The organism is Methanobacterium sp. (assembly GCF_038562635.1).
In the GTDB taxonomy this organism is placed as follows: domain Archaea; phylum Methanobacteriota; class Methanobacteria; order Methanobacteriales; family Methanobacteriaceae; genus Methanobacterium_D.
This window is the reverse complement of sequence record NZ_JBCFBO010000001.1, coordinates 1,707,799-1,721,044: the sequence shown is the minus strand read 5'-3', so window position 1 is coordinate 1,721,044 and position 13,246 is coordinate 1,707,799. Positions and strand designations below refer to the sequence as shown.

At 34.7% G+C, this 13,246-nt stretch carries 12 protein-coding genes and 1 tRNA gene; 9 read left to right on the top strand and 4 right to left on the bottom strand.

Annotation, left to right across the window (positions count from 1 at the left end):
• Nucleotides 1-25 precede the first annotated feature (25 nt).
• Together cfbA and AAGU07_RS08355 are read right to left on the bottom strand one after the other, a co-directional pair.
• Nucleotides 26-478 (bottom strand): sirohydrochlorin nickelochelatase, encoded by a 453-nt coding sequence (gene cfbA / locus AAGU07_RS08360; RefSeq protein ID WP_342458652.1) that lies wholly within the window; start codon nucleotides 476-478, stop codon nucleotides 26-28.
• Nucleotides 447-848 carry a Zn-ribbon domain-containing OB-fold protein gene (locus AAGU07_RS08355; RefSeq protein ID WP_069583812.1) on the bottom strand — a complete coding sequence of 134 codons (402 nt, stop codon included), beginning with the start codon at nucleotides 846-848 and terminating at the stop codon, nucleotides 447-449. The genes cfbA and AAGU07_RS08355 overlap by 32 nt, the downstream gene beginning before the upstream one ends.
• 401 nt (nucleotides 849-1,249) lie before the next feature.
• Between AAGU07_RS08355 and AAGU07_RS08350 the strand changes: the two genes are divergently transcribed.
• Nucleotides 1,250-2,227 carry a hypothetical protein gene (locus AAGU07_RS08350; RefSeq protein ID WP_342458651.1) on the top strand — a complete coding sequence of 326 codons (978 nt, stop codon included), beginning with the start codon at nucleotides 1,250-1,252 and terminating at the stop codon, nucleotides 2,225-2,227.
• 8 nt (nucleotides 2,228-2,235) lie between these two features.
• On the top strand, nucleotides 2,236-3,213 hold the full coding sequence (locus AAGU07_RS08345; protein WP_342458650.1) for a hypothetical protein: 978 nt from the start codon (nucleotides 2,236-2,238) through the stop codon (nucleotides 3,211-3,213).
• A gap of 466 nt (nucleotides 3,214-3,679) precedes the next feature.
• Here the strand turns inward: AAGU07_RS08345 and AAGU07_RS08340 are convergent.
• Both AAGU07_RS08340 and AAGU07_RS08335 read right to left on the bottom strand, forming a co-directional pair.
• A tRNA-Leu gene (locus tag AAGU07_RS08340) sits at nucleotides 3,680-3,762 on the bottom strand.
• Nucleotides 3,763-4,057: 295 nt separating this feature from the next.
• Nucleotides 4,058-4,423, bottom strand: a complete 366-nt coding sequence (locus AAGU07_RS08335; RefSeq protein ID WP_342458649.1) for a hypothetical protein — start codon at nucleotides 4,421-4,423, stop codon at nucleotides 4,058-4,060.
• 269 nt (nucleotides 4,424-4,692) lie between these two features.
• Between AAGU07_RS08335 and AAGU07_RS08330 the strand changes: the two genes are divergently transcribed.
• The 7 genes from AAGU07_RS08330 to leuS all read left to right on the top strand — a co-directional run bounded on the left by AAGU07_RS08330 (nucleotide 4,693) and on the right by leuS (nucleotide 13,230).
• Nucleotides 4,693-5,679 (top strand): TRC40/GET3/ArsA family transport-energizing ATPase, encoded by a 987-nt coding sequence (locus tag AAGU07_RS08330; RefSeq protein WP_342458648.1) that lies wholly within the window; start codon nucleotides 4,693-4,695, stop codon nucleotides 5,677-5,679.
• 306 nt (nucleotides 5,680-5,985) lie between these two features.
• Entirely contained in the window at nucleotides 5,986-6,438 is a 453-nt protein-coding gene (locus AAGU07_RS08325; protein ID WP_048081644.1) for an Lrp/AsnC family transcriptional regulator, read from the top strand.
• A 48-nt stretch (nucleotides 6,439-6,486) separates the two neighbouring features.
• On the top strand, nucleotides 6,487-7,710 hold the full coding sequence (locus tag AAGU07_RS08320) for a CBS domain-containing protein (RefSeq protein ID WP_342458647.1): 1,224 nt from the start codon (nucleotides 6,487-6,489) through the stop codon (nucleotides 7,708-7,710).
• 13 nt (nucleotides 7,711-7,723) lie between these two features.
• Nucleotides 7,724-8,986 carry an Nramp family divalent metal transporter gene (locus AAGU07_RS08315; RefSeq protein ID WP_342458646.1) on the top strand — a complete coding sequence of 421 codons (1,263 nt, stop codon included), beginning with the start codon at nucleotides 7,724-7,726 and terminating at the stop codon, nucleotides 8,984-8,986.
• A 212-nt stretch (nucleotides 8,987-9,198) separates the two neighbouring features.
• Entirely contained in the window at nucleotides 9,199-9,993 is a 795-nt protein-coding gene (locus tag AAGU07_RS08310) for an NAD+ synthase (RefSeq protein ID WP_342458645.1), read from the top strand.
• A 37-nt stretch (nucleotides 9,994-10,030) separates the two neighbouring features.
• Nucleotides 10,031-10,342 carry a divalent-cation tolerance protein CutA gene (gene cutA / locus AAGU07_RS08305; RefSeq protein WP_342458644.1) on the top strand — a complete coding sequence of 104 codons (312 nt, stop codon included), beginning with the start codon at nucleotides 10,031-10,033 and terminating at the stop codon, nucleotides 10,340-10,342.
• 32 nt (nucleotides 10,343-10,374) lie between these two features.
• Entirely contained in the window at nucleotides 10,375-13,230 is a 2,856-nt protein-coding gene (gene leuS / locus AAGU07_RS08300) for a leucine--tRNA ligase (protein ID WP_342458643.1), read from the top strand.
• The last annotated feature ends 16 nt before the right edge of the window (nucleotides 13,231-13,246 follow it).

The window sequence follows — 13,246 nt, the reverse complement described above, 5'->3', positions numbered from 1 at the left end:
AATTAATATTTAAAAAAGAAAAGAATTAGAGGGCACTTGCTACCCTTTCTTTGATAATGTCAACAAGTCTTGCATCAGCGCCAAGAGGTTCGGTGTATATAATTTCACCTTCAAATTCAATTTCTTCTTGTTCTTCCTCTTCTTCGTGGCTGTGGCCGTGGTCATGGCCATGTGAATGTTCATGTCCATCATCTAAACCTAGGATATGTGGAATGTCCTGTTTAGTATGAACCCCATGTGCTAAAAAGACTGGTGTTACTATTATCTTTTTTACACCTTCTTTTGAAAGCTTGTTTATTGCAGAAGGTATTGAAGGTTTGGATATGTTCATAAATCCTACTTCAACAAGATAATCGGAATTCTCTTTGTACATTTCAGCAATCTGGCTAACTACATCTTTTCCATAGGGCAGCCTGCTTCCATGTCCTACAAGTAAAATACCTATTTTAGCAGTTTTTGAGTTTGAATTTGTATCCATATGATATCACTCCATCATCGCCTTCTTCTTTAATCTTTCTAAAGACCATTTCAACTTCATCGCCTATTTCTACATCTTCGGGGTTGCAGTCAACAATTTGGCTTGTTAATTTGGCCCCTTCTTCAAGCTCAATTATGGCCACTACGTATGGAGCAATGGTCTTAAATTCATCTGTAGGAGTATGTATGACAGAATAAGTATGGATTTTTCCTTCTCCTTTGAGTTTTAGGTCTTCTAGTTCACCTTTTCTTCTGCATTCTGGGCATATGACTCTTTTTGGGAAAAAAACTGTTCCGCATTGTGAACATTTTGATCCAATTAGGCTGTACCTCTGTGGTATGTGGCGCCATCCTCTTACTATATCTTTCATTTGATTCCTCCGGTTGAACGTTTTCAAAGTGAGTTGATATTAAACTCTGATTAAATTAATTATAATAATTAATTATTATAATTAAAACTGTAAGTTTAGATGTCTCTTTGATCTATTTATATATATTTGTTAGCAATTATAAGGGCTAACTACAATAAAATTCTTTGGTTTTTATTTTCTAAAATAATATTAATTTTAAATTTAATAATATCATAACTGGCTAAATTTTGTGATATGGGTTCATTTGAGATTAAAAGATGGTAATATCAAAATTAAGTACTTTATATAACTTTATATATCGTAATAAAAACAAGTATTAATTGATATTATTGGTATTGGCTTATTATTTTTCAATAATTTATGCCATCATTTACAATGGATAATTGATTAAAGTGACGTAAATGGATCAAAAAGGATATGTAATGAGCGGGCTGACCATTCTTCTTATAATTCCTGTTTTCCTTTTAATAGCTGTTTTTGTAGATATGGTTCACACTGGCAGTGAAACTCAAAGTTTAGGGGTACAGTCTGATGTAACATTTTACACAGCAAAAGACATTGAAGGTAACATGCCGATTCTAACAGAGAAAATTTTACAAAAAACTACAGATAATGTCGTTAAGACGGGAATTCCATTAACAGACAGCAGGAACACTATTAAAAATAGTTTACAGGAAGAAATGAATCAGTTATCTGAAAGATACGGGAGCAGCGAAAATATAAACGCCACATGTAAAGTATGGTCTGTAAACCCCACATCAGATCCTTTTAAAATTGAAGTTAATTCAACTATTTATGTTCAAAAAGGCAATATAGCTCATGATGAGCATATAAGTCAAAATATTTCAATTATAGACTTAAATTATCCTGTTCAAGACCCACTGCCATTTATAAAGTGTAAAAACTATGGAAAAATAACCAATACAAGTACAAAAATTAGTTATGGCTCAAGTCTTGCAAGCCTTTTGAAAGCTAAACATTTAAAAAATGCCAATGTTTATGAAAATGCTACATCTCCTCTTTTTATTAAGAAGTGCCCGTATGACCCATATATAGGTCATGGAAATTCTCCTTATTTTGTTGTACTTAAAAACTGTATAGATAATGGATATTTTCATGAAAGCAGTGATGGGTCCTGTTTTTTATGTAGATTAGAAGGCAAAACTACATGCTCTCATTATGGATTTGAAACATTTATCGTGCCTTCTAATTTTTCTAATTCACGATTGATGTTTGCTCCATGCTCAAGTGAACATGTAATATTCGATGATTATGTTTATTCTGGAAAGGGGATTATATATTATTCGGATGATTCTAATTACTTTAAATTATTTTTAGATAATGGGCATAGACAGAAATATGGTTTGCCAATGTATTAGGTGATTAAATGAAAAAAAGAGACTTTAAAAAGGATAATAAAGCACAGATATTTTCACTTGATGTGTTACTTGCTCTAATTGTAATCACCGTTATATTGGGTATTTCTGCAGACGCTATGGACATGGTAAGTTATAAAGCGCAGGATTATTCATCAAGACTTTCACTTGATGGGATAACCACAGATGCAGCGGACATGCTCATAAAATCTTCTGGATCTCCTGATAAATGGGAAGATTATGGAATCAAAAGTGATACTGTACCTGGACTTGCAAAAAGAGAGGCAGGCCACACGGTTCCTAATACTCTTTCATTTATAAAAATTTTAAAACTAAAAGACAATTATTTCCCGCTTATGTACGGTAGTATCCTTCCATATGGTGTTAATTCCAGCATGGTGATTTACCCTATAGATCATTCATTAAGTCCAATAATAGTGATGAATGACACAGTTCCAGAGAGCGCCTCAGAGGTTGCAGTTGCAAATAGGACAGTTTTATGTGATTTTATGTATGTATCTGCTGTAATTAAAATTGGGAGACCTAAAGATCAACGGGGGCTAGCTGAGCAAGAAATTGAAGGGGAAGTTTGCCCACAAACAGGCCATAATTCTAAAACAGGAAATCCGGGATGGACATGTCATCATTTTAATGTTACTGAAGGAGATTTAAACTCAACAGATTTTTATGTAGTCACCGATCCTGCATATGTGGCTGATTCTGCAAGATGGGGCATTGATAGGGCAGATACTGAAGGGAATTGTAACGAAAAGTTCAATAATGTGCCAGTACTTGTAAATGATAAAATAGCAGCAGTTATGGGCAACGATACAAATGCCGTCTTATGGTTCCATGTTTTAAATGGAGATTCAAGGGATAGTTTTGATAGTTACGTCATTGGTGTCCCAAGGGGAACGCCTTTAGATGATGTGAAACTTAATTATTTAGGCCCGCAGCCTTGTTTTTTTGTTTTAAAAGTTTGGTATTAAGCTTCAACAGTTTTGAAATCTTAGTTAAAATTTAATAAAAAAGATTTCAGATTAGGATTTGTTGAATTTGAATGTGCAATTAAAATTAGATTTTAGAAAATGTGAAACATGCGAAAATCTTCGATTTCCGCTGTTACAAAATCTATGATTTTGTAAACATTTTCTAACCTTTCGGAAATCATAGATTTCCGATGCCGGAGGAAACTCTGTTTCCTCGGCCGTAAAATTAAAAATTTTGCAGGCATCAAACGCTTTGTGTTTGAATATCCCAAAAATCGAAGTTAGAGAAAAATGTTACGCATTTTTCTATACGTCAAAAATTGACGATTTTTGCATGTTTTATATTTTGAGCGAAGTCGTCGAAAAATCTTCAATTTTTGGGGCATGTAAAAAACTTTGTTTTTTACAGCCACAAAACCTTAGGTTTTGTAGGCATTAAAGAATCATAGATTTTTAAAGGTTGGAGTGCAGGGGGTGGGATTCGAACCCACGAAGGCCTACACCAATAGGCCCTGAACCTATCCCCTTTGACCGCTCGGGAACCCCTGCAGCGTAAAATATAAATTTTATATTTGAATTTATCTAATTTAGCTAAACTCTCAAAAATAAATATTGTAAACAGTTTGATGTTCTATCTAATATTTTTTCTATAAAAACATTTCGTGATTCCTATGTAATCTTAAGGTGAAATTAAAATTTCCCAATTATTTTTATGTGTTGTTTACTTTTTGGTCTTTTTAATACTCATTCGTCTGTAGCGAACAGGTTCTTCCGGGACCCTTTTAGGTTTATGGAGTTTCTTCCTATCTCTTTTTAAAACAGGCATGTTACCACCTTAAATAATTCATTTACGTGCTAAAGTAACTTGAATTCCAGATTCAGATCCCACAGATATTCCGCTTGACCCTAAAATGGATACTTTCCCGTCTAAATTAACACCAACTGAAAAAGTTATTTTATCTACTTGAAAATCGTTTGGTGCTGGTTTTGATTCTGATAAAAGGCTTAAAACTTCAAATAATCTGTTGTTGAACTCTTTCTGGACTTTATCAAAATCCAGTTTTTGGGGTTGTCCAATGAGATATCTGTTCATATCTTCCATTGCACCTTCATACTCTTCTGCTTCACCACTTAGTGGTTCATTAATTACTCCAACTTCAAAATCAGGTATGAGAAATTGAATTGTTAATGGTTTTTCCTGCCCTGCCATATTATCTCCCTTTTAAATTAATTAAGTAATATATCAATTTTGGTATTTTCTTATGTATGATAAGCAAAATATTTATTATTTGCCTTATAAATTAAAAGAAATATGGCCCTCTCTAAAGTGCTGCTCACTTAATTAGCTTTTCAAAATCGCAAGTTTTGAGGTTATAAAAAAATTATTTTGGGAGAGGTTAAATATAAAAAGAACATAATGTAACTATAATAAAATCTAGTTTTTTTACTGATTTATCAATATAGTTATGGAGGATTAAAATGGCATTTAAAGACCTTTTTAAATTCAACAAAGGAAAAACAACATTTGTATTTATAGGTGGAAAAGGAGGAGTCGGTAAAACAACTGTATCTGCTGCAACAGCATTATGGTTTGCAAGACAGGGTAAAAAAACTCTTGTAATTTCTACAGACCCTGCACACTCCCTTTCTGACTCTTATGAGAAAAATATAGGACACAACCCAACACCAATAGCTGAAAATCTAGAAGCAGTGGAAATCGATCCTGAAATTGCTATGCAAGAATATCAAGCACAGATGGAACAACAGAAAGCAATGAATCCTGGTATGGATATGGGAATGCTTCAAGATCAGATGGATATGGCTTCAATGGCTCCGGGTATTGATGAAACAGCTGCATTTGATAAATTTATGCAGTACATGACTACTGATGAATATGATATCGTTGTCTTTGATACCGCACCAACAGGACACACTTTAAGATTACTCTCTTTCCCTGAAATGATGGATTCATGGGTTGGAAAGATGATTAAAATCAGGCGTCAGGTCGGAAGTATGGCCAAAGCATTTAAAAACATCATGCCGTTTATGGGTGATGAAGAAGAAGAAGACCGTGCTTTAGAGGACATGGAAGAAACCAAAAAGAGAATACGCGAAGCAAGAGGCGTTATGGCAGATCCTGAAAGGACTTCTTTCAAGACTGTTGTTATACCTGAAGAAATGTCAATTTATGAATCGGAAAGGGCTATGGAAGCACTTTCCAAGTACAACATAACTGCTGATGGTGTTATTGTAAACCAGATCCAGCCAGAAGAAGCTGACTGTGAGTTCTGTGCTGCAAGACGTAAAATACAAGAACAACGTCTTAAAACTATCCAACAGAAGTTTGGAAATCAGGTTATAGCTCAAATACCTCTTCAGACAGAAGAAGTTAAAGGTATGGATAAGCTTACCCACATCGCAGAAATTCTCTACGGCGAACCAGAAGCTAACCCTGCTTCTAACTAAATTTCATTTGAAAACCTGAAATTATGGGTTTTTGAATTCTTTTTACTTTCTTTTTATTTAATTTTGTAAATTCTTCTGAGTTTAAAGCTATTTTTTTTAATAATTACTTGAAAAAATGAACATTTTTCATTTATGATTAATAAAAATTTAGTGTAATTTATTATATTTTTTGATATTTCCAAAGATTTCGCATGCTTTTGGAAAAATCCTCAACTTTTACAAAAATGTTGGTAATTTTCCCAAACCTTTATAAGTGATCATTGGTATACAGTAATCTGCAATAACCAAACAGGTGTTGGATAAACAATGGATGATATAGACACGGCTATACTCCGTTCCTTAATTAAGAATTCGAGAATTACAATATCTCAAATGTCAAAGGAAATTGATGTTCCTGATGCAACCATCTCCAACCGGCTTAAAAAGCTGGAAGCAGATGTAATAAAGCGTTATACAATGATACCCGACTGGCAAAAAATTGGCCTTAGCATAACTGCTATAATCATAATTCAAACAGAATCTGAAAAGCATGAATTTGTTAAAGAAGAGCTATCAAAGCTTGAGGAGGTATCAGAAGTATACAGTGTATCTGGAGAGTATGATATTCTCATTAAAGTTTGGGTTCCAGGTATTGGAGAGCTCAATAAATTAATAAACAGCAAGATCCGTTCAGTTGATGGTGTTGAAGATTTAACTGAAATGATTGTAATGGAGCGTGTTAAGGAAGATATGGTTCCCATAATCCCAGGGACGGAGTGATGGCAGTATTAATTGGAGGATGGTACGATGCGTTTTCTAAGTGAAATCATGAAAAAAACAGTAGTTGACCTCGACGGCAACAAAATTGGAAAGTTTAAAGACTTTATAGTATCAGTAAATATACTTTACCCATTGGTTGAGGCATTAAGCATACGTACGTCCTCTAAAAAAGATATACTTGTTTCATGGGAAGATGTAGATCATATAAACAAAGAAATTAAGCTTAAAGTTAAATTTGATGATATTGAAGAGTATAAGCTTAAAAAAAAGGATATTAAACTTGTAGAGGAAGTCCTTGACAAACAGGTTGTTGATTTGGAAGGTAAAAAAATAAGAAGGATAAATGATCTCCAATTATCAACTACTCGCGGCTATTACCGACTTATAGGAGTAGATATAAGCTTTAAAGGTATATTAAGGCGTCTTGGACTTGAGAAGATTGCAAGTAGCCTTAAAATAAACCTTCATGAGGATTACATATCCTGGATGGATGTGGATGTACTGGAAAGCGACATATCACGTTTAAAATTAAAAGTACCGGAATATAGTTTAAAAAAACTACACCCTGCAGATATAGCAGAAATTGTGGATCAATTGAGCATTAATGATTCAATTAATGTTTTAAATTCTCTTGATGAAGAGGTTGCGGCTGATGCTTTAGAAGAAATCTCTCCTGAAAGGCAGGTTAGTCTTTTTGAGGAAATGGAAACCAAGCGGGCTGCTGATTTACTGGAAGAGATGTCACCTGACGATGCTGCTGATTTAATAGGTGAACTTTCAGATGACCGGGCACAGGAATTACTTGAATTAATGGATCCTGAAGAAGCAAAAGATGTGGAATCACTTTTGAAGTATCCTGAAGATACTGCTGGTGGAATAATGACCACTGAATTTGCATCAGTTAAAGAAGGGCTTACAGCACGTGAAACTCTTAACGCACTCAGGAAAATGGCTAAAGAAGTAGAAAGTATTTATTATATCTATATTTTATCTAATTTTAATTCGTTAGTGGGTGTTATATCCTTAAGAGAGTTACTGCTGGCTGATCCTGAGCAAAAAATTGTAGAAGTCATGCATAGGGACATAATATCAGTTGATGTAATGGAAGAAGAGCATGACGTGGCAAAGAAAATTGCAAAATATAATTTACTTGCCCTTCCTGTAGTTAAAGATGAAAATAAAATTCAAGGTGTTGTTACCGTAGATGATGCCATAGATATTGTGCTACCTACTGCATGGAAAAAACACGTTCCAAGAATGTTTGGAAGATAATGGAGGATTATTAATGGATGTTCGAATTTTTACAAGAGTATTCAAACACCCCATTATTTTGAGCTTAATTGTGTTTCTTTCAGTAATGGGTCCAGGAATAATAACTGCCAATGTTGACAACGATGCTGGAGGTATTACAACTTATTCTCTAGCAGGTTCTCAGTTTGGGTACGATTTAGTGTGGCTTTTTATCCCAATGATCATAGCTTTGGCAATTATTCAGGAAATGGGCGTGCGAATGGGGGTTGTATCTGGAAAAGGGCTTGCAGACTTGATACGTGAAAAGGTAGGGTTAAAACTTACATTTGTAATGATGATAGCCCTACTTGCTGCTAATATGGGTAATATATTGGCTGAATTTTCAGGTATAGCTGTAAGCAGTGGAATATTCGGAGTCCCTAAATTTATAGCATTGCCTGTAGCTGCAATATTCGTCTGGCTTCTGGTGGTCAAAGGTACTTATAAAAGCGTTGAAAAAGTCTTTTTACTTGCATCACTGGTTTATTTATCTTATATCGTGGCAGGATACCTTTCACAACCAGATTGGGCTCTAGCTGCGCATAATTTGATAGTGCCTCAGATATCTTTAAACACTGCTTATATTACCATGGTCATAGGACTGGTTGGAACAACTATAGCTCCATGGATGATGTTTTATATTCAATCTTCTGTTGTAGAGAAGGGAATAACATTAAAGAATCTAAAATATTCCAAGTTAGATGCAGTATTGGGGGCAATAGTCGTAAATATCGTGGCATTTTTCATAGTGATAGCATGTGCAGCTACCATAAATGCCAATGGAATTCAGGTTAACGATGTTGTAGATGTTTCAACTGCACTTGTTCCTCTTGCAGGACAATATGCAAGTTTACTGTTCGCGTTTGGATTTTTAAACGCATCTCTATTTGCAGCAAGTATCCTGCCGTTATCTACAGCATATTACGTATGTGAAAGCTTAGGATTTGAAGCAGGCGTTTCTAAAAGTTTTAGAGAAGCCCCAGTATTCCATGGGTTATATCTTGGGCTTATAATACTGGCAGTCATAGTTATCATGCTTCCAAATGTGCCGCTGCTCTCTATATTGTACCTTTCACAGGTTGCAAACGGTATTTTACTGCCCTTTTTACTTATATTAATGCTGTTAATCATTAATGATAAACATATAATGGGAGAACATGTAAATTCAAGGTTATTTAATTATATAGCATGGGCTACAGTTGTAATTGTAATGGGGCTAAGCATAAGCCTTGTAGTAACTTCATTTTTCCCTACATAAGTTAATTTTTTTAAAGGGCTCTTAAAATATTTTTTTTATTAAGTGAGTTTAAACTTATCTAATTTCTGGATTATAATTTTACTATATCGGCATATCAACTTGTATACTGTAAAAAAGGATACTTTTAAAATTATATCCTATAAAAACAGTCTTATTTAAAGAATTATAAACATACTGATAAGTGAATCTTTAAAATATAAACTGTGATTAAGATGGAAGGAGAATTTAAATTTCCCAAATTAGATGCGCAAAATGCTGTAGAAAAAATATGCTGCTTCATAAAAAGTAAATTAGAAGAATCAAAAGCCAATGGTTTAGTTATAGGGCTTAGTGGGGGAATCGATTCTTCAACAGTAGCTTACCTTTGTGCGAGGGTAGTAGAACGTGATAATATACTTGGACTAATACTTCCGAGTGAAACTACATCTAAAGAGGATATAGAAGACGCAAAGACAGTTGCAGAAAATTTAGGAATAAAATACAAAAATTTACATATAGATCCTTTAATTGAACCTTTCCCAGAATTGTGCCCTGAGTGCAGCGGCAGTGCACTTGCAAATGGAAATTTAAAAGCACGAATAAGAATGATGCTTCTTTACTACCATTCAAATTCGATGAACAGGTTAGTTATGGGAACTGGAAATAAAACAGAGCTATTTGTGGGATATTTTACAAAATACGGAGATGGTGGAGTGGATATTTTGCCAATAGGTGATCTTTACAAGACCCACGTAAAAGAAATAGCTGAATATATTGGTGTTCCCAAAAATATAATTGAAAAAGCGCCTACTGCAGGTTTGTGGACAGGGCAGACTGATGAAGAAGAGCTTGGGATTACATATGATCTTTTAGATAAGATACTGTATCTCATGACAGATGAAAATTTAAACATTCCTAACATTGCGGAGTGTCTTAAAATTGAGGAAGATGAAGTTTTAAGGATTAAAAATAGAGTGGAATCATCAAAACATAAGTTATCTTCACCTTTCCTTATTGAGATTGATTAAATTCATTTTAAATTTTTTTAGTTAAAAGAGGTAAATGATGTATGCTTTAGTTTATATAACCACATCTGGAGAGGAAGAATCTAAGAAAATAGGAAGAATTATTGTTGAAGAAAGATTAGCAGGTTGTATAAATATAATATCTACAATTGAGTCTTTGTACTGGTGGAAAGGAGAAATAGAGGAAGATAAGGAATCTATTCTCATTGTAAAAACTAAGGTAAGCAACATAGAAAATATTATAAAAAGAGTAAAAGAAATTCACAGTTATAAAAATCCTGCTATTTTAGCAATTCCAATAATTGAAGGTTCTAACGAGTATTTAGACTATTTAGATGGTGAAATTAAATAAAATTGCAGAATAAACATTATTTGGGTGATTACTTGAACGAAATAGAAAAGAAATGGCAGAAAAAATGGGCAGAATCACACTTATTTGAATCTAATCCTGATAATAAAGAGAAAATTTTTCTAACAGTAGCATATCCCTATCCAAGCGGGGCAATGCACATAGGACATGGAAGGACTTACACAGTACCGGATGTATATGCAAGGTTTAAAAGAATGCAGGGATACAATGTTCTTTTCCCAATGGCATGGCACGTAACAGGTGCTCCAGTTATAGGTATTGCAAAAAGAATTGAAAGAAAAGACCCTTGGACACTAAATATCTATGAAAATGTCCACAAAGTCTCAAAAGAAGAGCTCGCTAAATTTACAGACCCTGAATATATCGTAAAATATTTCAGTACTGAATACCACGGTGTAATGCAGAGTATGGGTTATTCAATAGACTGGAGAAGGGAATTTAGAACTACAGACCCTCATTATAAAAAATTCGTGGAATGGCAGTTTAGAAAACTTAAAAGCAAAGGATACATAGGTAAAGGAAAACATCCAGTAAAATACTGTCCAGAAGAAATGAACCCTGTAGGGGACCACGACCTTCTGGAAGGGGAAGGTGTTGCAATAAACGAGCTCACCCTTGTTAAATTCAAGTTAGGCGACGACTACCTTGTAGCTGCAACGTTCCGTCCTGAAACACTTTTTGGAGCTACTAATTTATGGTTAAATCCAGATGAAGAATACATCCGTGTAAAACTAAACGATGAAAGCTGGATAATAACTAGAAAAGCATTTGATAACATCATCCATCAAAAAAAGGATGCTGTCATTGATTCTTCTATTGATGCAAATGGGTTAATAGGTCAATATGTAAAAAACCCTCTAACTGACGAAGAACACATTATACTCCCTGCTTCATTTGTAGATCCGGGATATGGTTCTGGTGTTGTTTATTCTGTACCAGCACACGCTCCTGCAGACTACATCGCACTTAAAGATCTCAAAGAGAACGAAGAACTGCTTGAAAAGTACGATATAAAAGAAAAAGTGGAAAAAATAGAGCCGATCAGCATTGTAAAGCTTGAAGGCTTTGGAAAATTCCCTGCTCAAGAAATAATTGAAAAGTTTGGTGTTAAAAACCAGAAAGATCCAAGACTTTCTGACGCCACAAATGAACTGTATAAACTGGAACATGCAAAGGGAGTTATGGCAAATATTCCTGATTATGACGGCTTAAAAGTACCGTTTGCAAGGGACGAGGTTATAAAAAATCTTCTTGAAGCTAAAAAAGGGGATGTAATGTATGACTTTGCAGAAAAACCTGTTGTGTGCAGGTGCGGTACAGAGTGTGTGGTTAAGATACTTGAAGACCAGTGGTTCCTTAAATATTCAGATGAACAGTGGAAACAGAGCACATATAACTGCCTTGCTCAAGAAAATATAGTCCCTGCAGAAATAAGGGCTAATTTTGAATATTATATCGGGTGGTTAGAAGATTGGGCCTGCAGCCGGCGATTTGGGCTTGGGACAAAAATGCCTTGGGATAATCAATGGTTAATAGAACCTTTAAGTGATTCTACAATTTATATGGCTTATTATACAATTGCAAAGTACATGAAGGATATTAATCCTGATGATCTTGACGATTCATTCTTTGATGATGTATTTTTAGACCTCGGAAAGTACTCTGGAAACGTAAAGGATCCACTTTTTGAAGATATCAAGCATGAATTTAACTACTGGTATCCTTTGGACTGGAGACTTTCAGCTAAGGACCTGGTTGGAAACCACCTTTCATTCCACATGTTCCACCATTCTGCAATATTCCCTGAATACAAGTGGCCGAATGGTATAGTGGTCTTTGGAATGGGTCTTCTTGAAGGAAACAAGATGTCCTCTTCAAAAGGAAATGTAATCCTTTTGAATGATGCTATAGAAGCCTACGGAGCAGATGTGGTAAGGCTCTTTTTAATGGCATCTGCAGAACCATGGCAGGACTTTGACTGGAGAGAAAATGAAGTAAAAGGGACCAAAAGACGGTTAGAATGGTTTTCAGAATTTGCAGATCGTGTTGCTGAAATTAAAGGGTCTCCTGTATCTTTAAAAGACTTTAAGTTAGGGGAAGTTAAAAAGCCCATAAATAACTGGATTTTAAGCCAGTTTAACATGAGAATTAAAGATGCAACAGAGGCACTTGAAGGATTCCAGACACGAAAAGCACTGCAGGAATTATTATTCATCTTTAAAAAGGATATTGATCATTACTTCCACCGTATAGAACATGAATTGGAGGATGGAGAGGCAAAAGAAGAAATTTCAAACGTTTTAACGTATATATTATGTGGTTGGATACGTTTAATGTCTCCATTTGTACCACATACATCTGAAGAACTGTGGAGCAAACTTGATGGGGAAGGATTTGTATCAAATGCACAGTGGCCTGAATATAATAAGAACTTAATAGATGAAAAAGTTCAGAAGGCCGAGGAAATTGTACAGGGACTTGCAGGTGATATAAACGAAATAAAGAAAATCACAGGTGCAGAACCAAACAAAATCCACATTTATGTAGCTCCTGAATGGAAATGGAAGGTTTTCGAAATTGCAAAAGATATTGGAAGGCCAGATATAGGTAGAATAATGGGCGAATCCATAAAACAAAACCTGCATGATAATAAAAAAGAAATTGCAGACTTTGCAAAGAAAGTGGCAAGGGAAGTAACTAAAATTAAATATGTAGGCCAAATTGATGAGTGTTCCATTATTGAGGAATCACTGGACTTTTTATCAAGCGAGGCAGGTGCGGAAGTGATTGTATATGAAAAACCTACCTATGATCCAAAGGGTAAGTTCAAAAATGCAATGCCTTACAAGCCTGCTATCTATATAGAGTAATATCGAAGGATATACT